This window comes from Streptomyces sp. NPDC059895, assembly GCF_042731035.1.
In the GTDB taxonomy this organism is placed as follows: Bacteria; Actinomycetota; Actinomycetes; order Streptomycetales; family Streptomycetaceae; genus Streptomyces.
In genome coordinates this window covers 1-4,600 of sequence record NZ_JBHWKO010000115.1, presented here as the reverse complement: position 1 = coordinate 4,600, position 4,600 = coordinate 1, and the positions used below count along the sequence as shown (strand labels likewise).

The window sequence follows — 4,600 nt, the reverse complement described above, 5'->3', positions numbered from 1 at the left end:
GATCAGGCTGCCCTCAGCTTCAACCCCACTGCTGCGACAGCAGGTTGGTGCAGGTCTCTCACCTCCACTCGATCAACAAGCGCCTCACGGCGCACCTGCTCGACGATCCACCGCTTGGCCTGCGGAACGAAGCCCTTGTCGTCCGGGTTGCGTTCGACGATCTCGACGTCGATGCCCACGTGTCTGCCGTGCTCGACGACCTTCTTCTTGAAGCCCTGGTCGACCAGGGCCTTCGTCACCGTGTCGCACTGCCCGGCGACTCCGTCCAGCAGGGCGATGCCGGCAGTGTTCTCGTGCGCGGAGGCGGGCAGGACGACGCAGTCGATGACGAGGCCCAGCACGTCCACGGCCAGGCATCTCTTCCTGCCCGGCACCTTCTTCGCGGCATCCCGGCCCGTCGTCGTGGCCGGGACTCCGACGGAGGCGTGGATGCTCTGTGTGTCCAGGACCACCAGGCTCGGGTCGGCTAATCGTTTCCGCTTCTCCCGCAGCTGCCAGCGCAGCAGGTCGTGAATGTCCTGGTCGGTGCCCTCATCGCGCCAGAGGTAGAAGTAGTACTTCACCGCTCCGGGCGGGGGCATGTCATGGGGCAGGAACTCCCACTGACAACCCGTGCGGTTCTGGTAGAGGATCGCGTTCACGATCTCCCGCATCGCGTACTTGCCCTGATGCCCGCTGACCGACGGATGCCGGGCCTTCCATGCCGTGATCACGGGTTCGACAAGTTCCCACTGCTCGTCGGTGAGATCGCTCGGGTACGGCTTGCGCATGTCCATGCCATAACCCAAGCGAACCCCGAACGCCTGACCGGCGACGATGCCCCAACGTCACACCATCGAGCGACGACAAGACCGACAGAACGCCACATCCCGCACTCTCAGAGTGACAGCCCAGACGTGATCTGGCAGCACGATTCAGCGCCACATCACTCCGCCAGGCAGGACGGCACCAAGATCCCCGACAGCGTCACCTACTCAGCTCGACGGCACACAGCCCATGCCCCCGTTCGGCCCACTGCTGCTCGACTGAGGCCAGCCGGTCCACCGCCTGCTGGTGTGAGTAGGCGCCGACGAACCGGTTCACCCGCTCATCGGCATGGAGTGCAACGAACGCGTCGACATCCTCAACCCGAAGAGGGCGCAGGAAAAGCCGTTCAGTCTCGATCACCCGAACAGCCTATCCGCGCGGCCACCGGCAGACTCCGGCATCCGGACCGCCGGGAACAGTTCGGCCTCGTCAGCTCGAAGAAGAAAACACCTGCTCAGGGCTGGCCAGCCCGAGCTGGATGGATGCCGCGTCGACCGTCTGAGCCAGCAGGACTGCGATGGTCATGGGCCCGACCCCACCAGGGACTGGCGTGATCAAGCGGGCGCGAGTGCGGGCGGTGTCGAAGTCGACGTCGCCGACGTTGCCGGGGTTGTATCCGGCATCGATCACGACGGCCCCCGGCTTGACGTCTTCGCCTCGAATAAGCCGAGGCCGTCCCACGGCCGCCACAACAACATCTGCTTCCCGCACGATCGCGGCCAGATCAGTCGTACGGGAGTGGCAGTAGGTGACCGTGGCATCCCGGGCGAGCAGGAGCATTCCGACGGGCTTGCCGAGGATCGCGCTTCGACCCACGACAACGGCATGCTGACCTGCGAGATCGACGTCGTACTCGTCCAGGAGCCGCATGATCCCGCCCGGGGTGCACGATGCGAAACCAGGCAGCCCGAAACTCATCGCCCCGAAGGAGCTCATCGTGACCCCGTCGACGTCTTTCTCCGGCGCGATGGCCTCGAACGCTGCCCGCTCATCGATGTGGGGGCCTACGGGGTGCTGAAGCAAGATGCCGTGCACCCCCGCGTCCCGTGAGAGAGACTGGAGCGTCTCCACCAGCTCAGCCGTTGTAGTGGTGGCCGGCAGGCTGACAAGCCGGGACTCGATGCCCGCCTTCGCGCAACGCGCCCGCTTCATCCGTACGTACGTCACCGAAGCCGGATCTTCACCCACCAGCACCGTTGCCAGGCACGGCGTCACGCCGACACGCCGCGCAAGCTCTGCCGCCTTGCCTGCTGTCTCCTCGACGATGCGTCGGGCAACGCCAACACCGTCCATAAGCAGGGCTGTCTGTGTCTGGGACATGGTCGCCTCCAGGCGTCGCTGACCACTCGCCCAGGCGCACGGCATCGACCGATTCGTCAGACCGCTCCCCGGTGGTGCTCCACCTCAGCGCCAGTCACGGCCCAGGCACCACTCTAGTGGATGGCGCTTCCACTGATCATGAACGGGAAGTTGAAAAACACCTCCTCAATGAGTCTCTGCAGCCCCTGCGGGGAGCCGGGAAGCACTGCCTCCCGTACGGGATGGTCCCAACGGGGGACCACGGCGTGATCGGTCATCGCGGTTCCTCGGGAGAGCAGAGCGCGGCCGCCGTCGCGGGGAGTCGGTTCTCCCCTGCGGCATCCGGTGAGGCGAAGGCGGTGTCGCCGTAGCTGCGCAGCACGATCGCCCAGTTGCGAGCGCTGAGCCGGTAGGTCGTACAGCGCGCCCAGCCGATACCGAGGCCGGCGATCCGGGCTTCGCTGAGTCCGCGGTGGAACGGCTTCAGGGAGCTTTCGCTCCGTGCCCTGGCCTTGCTGTTGATGTCCGTGTTGTCGTTGTTCTCGTCGTCGGCGACGCGGACCAGGGCGTAGAAGACCCCGGACGGCCTGAGCCAGCGCCCCACATCGGTCAGCACTCGCGCGAATTCCAGGAAGGGCAGGGCGTGGCGGCAGGTCACCAGGTCGAGGCTGCTGGGCTTGAGGATGGGTGGGATCGGATCGGCGTTGATGTCCCAGAGCGCGTACGACAGTCCGTCCCGTAGCCCAGCCGCGTTCGCCTGGCGTAGGGCCGTGGCGGAGAAGTCGTATCCGGTCACGCGCACGCCCCAGGCCGCGAGTTGCCGCGTCCACTGGCCGCTGCCGCAGGCGAGGTCGACGGCGTTCATGCCGGGGTGCGGCTGGACTGCCCGGTGGAAGGTCTCGGCTTCCTTGCCGGTGACGACAGTAGGCCAGCCGGATGCGTGCCAGGTGTCCCAGTCATCGGCCGTGAGCCGCTGGGCGGTGGTGGTCACGGTGTGCCATCCGGCTCGCCGATGACGCGGATGCGGTGCAGCCGGCCCCGGTCGAAGCGGCGGTCGACGACCTCCCCCAGCGGCACACCGACGAGGTTCACGGCGGAGGGCTGGTCGGGGAAGGTCGGAAGCGCGTTCAGTGCGGCCTCCAGCTGTTCAGGGGCCTCGGCCATGGGTCTCAGCTTCCGTAGGTGGTGAGGATGGGGATGATGAAGGCGGCGACCGCTATGGCGGTCAGGATCTGCGGGCACCACTGGCGCCAGCCGCCCGGCAGGCGGGTCATGTGCTCACCTGCCCTGGCTGCAGGGTGGCCCGGACCGTCTTGCGGCGTCCGTCTTCGGCGAGGAACCACTCAAGACGCGCGCCAAGTTGGCGTGCCTCGCGCAGGCCGCGGCCCTTTTCTCCGCGCAGAGCCGCCTGCGCGTCGGGGAAGGCGGGAGAAGGGTCCTCAACGTCGATGATCAAGCCTCCCCCGTCGGTGAAGGCGAGGTGGACGTGCATCTGGGCCGCTGTCCCGTCGGCGGGCTGCGCGTGCACGACGGCGTTGAACGCGAGTCGCGCGAGCACCTCAGCCGCGGAGTCGATGTCCCCGGACCACTGCGTCAAGGCCAGCCGGGTGCGGGCCGCTCCGAGCAGCCGTCGCACGCTGACCGGGGCCAGGGCGAACGACCGGGACCACACCGAGGCGGGGCCGGCGGAGGGCGCCGCGGGCCGGGGGTACACAGCGAACGCCGACTGGTCGATGATCCAGCCGCGCAGCGCGGCACGGTCCGCGGGGTGGCAGGCGATCTCCTGCTCGGACGGGGCGACGAACCCCGTGGCCTCGCTGCGGACCAGGGCCTGCTCAACGGCCCGCCAGCCGGTACGACGGTGGCGGGGACTTCCGAGCGTTGCCAGGTCGTACGCCTCGTGCACGACCGTCCAGCCCTGCGCCGAGGCGAAGGCGTGCAGCACGGCCAGCGTCCTGGTCGCGATCGCGGAGTCGATGGTGCAGGTGTAGAGCACGACGCGGGCCCCGGCGGAGACGCTGCCGACGATGCTGCACGCGGGCGGGAGAGGCGCGACCTGCTCGGGGATGTCGGCGCGGGGGCGTAAAGGGGTCACAGCTCACCTCGGTCGTCTTTCGATTCGTCGAGATCGACTTCGGCCCAGATGACCGAGGTGCCGTCCTTCTGGAGGCTGTGCCCGAAGCGGTCCGCAGCCCGAATCAGGGGTGATCGACTCGCAGTCCGCGAAAGGCACGTCCACGGTCGGGGCCGCGACCAGCGGCTATGACGGCGGGAAGAAAATCAAAGGGCGCAAGCGGCACATTGTGGTGGACACCCTCGGCCTGATCCTCGCGGTCATGGTCACCCCCGCCTCGACGGGGGACCGGGACGCCGCCCAGGACCTCCTGGCCCAGGCCACCAGGCGGCATCACCGGCTCAGGCGCGTGTGGGCGGACAGCGGATACACCGGCATGCTGGTGGGCTGGTCCGCAAGGGCCCTGAACCTGATACTGAC

The 4,600-nt window shown here is 67.9% G+C and carries 7 protein-coding genes and 1 riboswitch; of the genes, 1 reads left to right on the top strand and 6 read right to left on the bottom strand.

All coding sequences use genetic code 11. The features are described from left to right. Window positions 1-2 precede the first annotated feature (2 nt). The 6 genes from ACFV9M_RS41770 to ACFV9M_RS41745 form a co-directional block, all read right to left on the bottom strand. Complete coding sequence (locus ACFV9M_RS41770) at window positions 3-776, bottom strand: IS5 family transposase (RefSeq protein ID WP_385079706.1); 774 nt, start codon at window positions 774-776, stop codon at window positions 3-5. A 190-nt stretch (window positions 777-966) separates the two neighbouring features. After that, on the bottom strand, window positions 967-1,167 hold the full coding sequence (locus tag ACFV9M_RS41765) for a GNAT family N-acetyltransferase (protein WP_385079709.1): 201 nt from the start codon (window positions 1,165-1,167) through the stop codon (window positions 967-969). A 69-nt stretch (window positions 1,168-1,236) separates the two neighbouring features. Then, on the bottom strand, window positions 1,237-2,127 hold the full coding sequence (locus tag ACFV9M_RS41760; protein WP_385079712.1) for a bifunctional 5,10-methylenetetrahydrofolate dehydrogenase/5,10-methenyltetrahydrofolate cyclohydrolase: 891 nt from the start codon (window positions 2,125-2,127) through the stop codon (window positions 1,237-1,239). A gap of 21 nt (window positions 2,128-2,148) precedes the next feature. Further along, a riboswitch (ZMP/ZTP riboswitch) is annotated at window positions 2,149-2,235 on the bottom strand. 145 nt (window positions 2,236-2,380) lie between these two features. After that, entirely contained in the window at window positions 2,381-3,097 is a 717-nt protein-coding gene (locus ACFV9M_RS41755) for a class I SAM-dependent DNA methyltransferase (RefSeq protein WP_385079715.1), read from the bottom strand. Continuing rightward, window positions 3,094-3,270 carry a hypothetical protein gene (locus ACFV9M_RS41750; protein WP_385079718.1) on the bottom strand — a complete coding sequence of 59 codons (177 nt, stop codon included), beginning with the start codon at window positions 3,268-3,270 and terminating at the stop codon, window positions 3,094-3,096. Before ACFV9M_RS41750 ends, ACFV9M_RS41755 begins: the two co-directional genes overlap by 4 nt. Window positions 3,271-3,376: 106 nt before the next feature. After that, complete coding sequence (locus ACFV9M_RS41745; RefSeq protein ID WP_385079720.1) at window positions 3,377-4,201, bottom strand: ATP-binding protein; 825 nt, start codon at window positions 4,199-4,201, stop codon at window positions 3,377-3,379. A 109-nt stretch (window positions 4,202-4,310) separates the two neighbouring features. Here ACFV9M_RS41745 and ACFV9M_RS41740 point away from each other — a divergent pair. Beyond that, on the top strand, window positions 4,311-4,600 hold a 290-nt coding region (locus ACFV9M_RS41740), incomplete at its 3' end, for a transposase (protein ID WP_385079723.1).

Excerpts from the sequence above, each read along its gene's own strand:
- ACFV9M_RS41770 (WP_385079706.1), bottom strand. The coding sequence starts at position 776 with ATGGACATGCGCAAGCCGTACCCGAGCGATCTCACCGACGAGCAGTGG.
- ACFV9M_RS41750 (WP_385079718.1), bottom strand. The coding sequence starts at position 3,270 with ATGGCCGAGGCCCCTGAACAGCTGGAGGCCGCACTGAACGCGCTTCCG.
- ACFV9M_RS41760 (WP_385079712.1), bottom strand. The coding sequence starts at position 2,127 with ATGTCCCAGACACAGACAGCCCTGCTTATGGACGGTGTTGGCGTTGCC.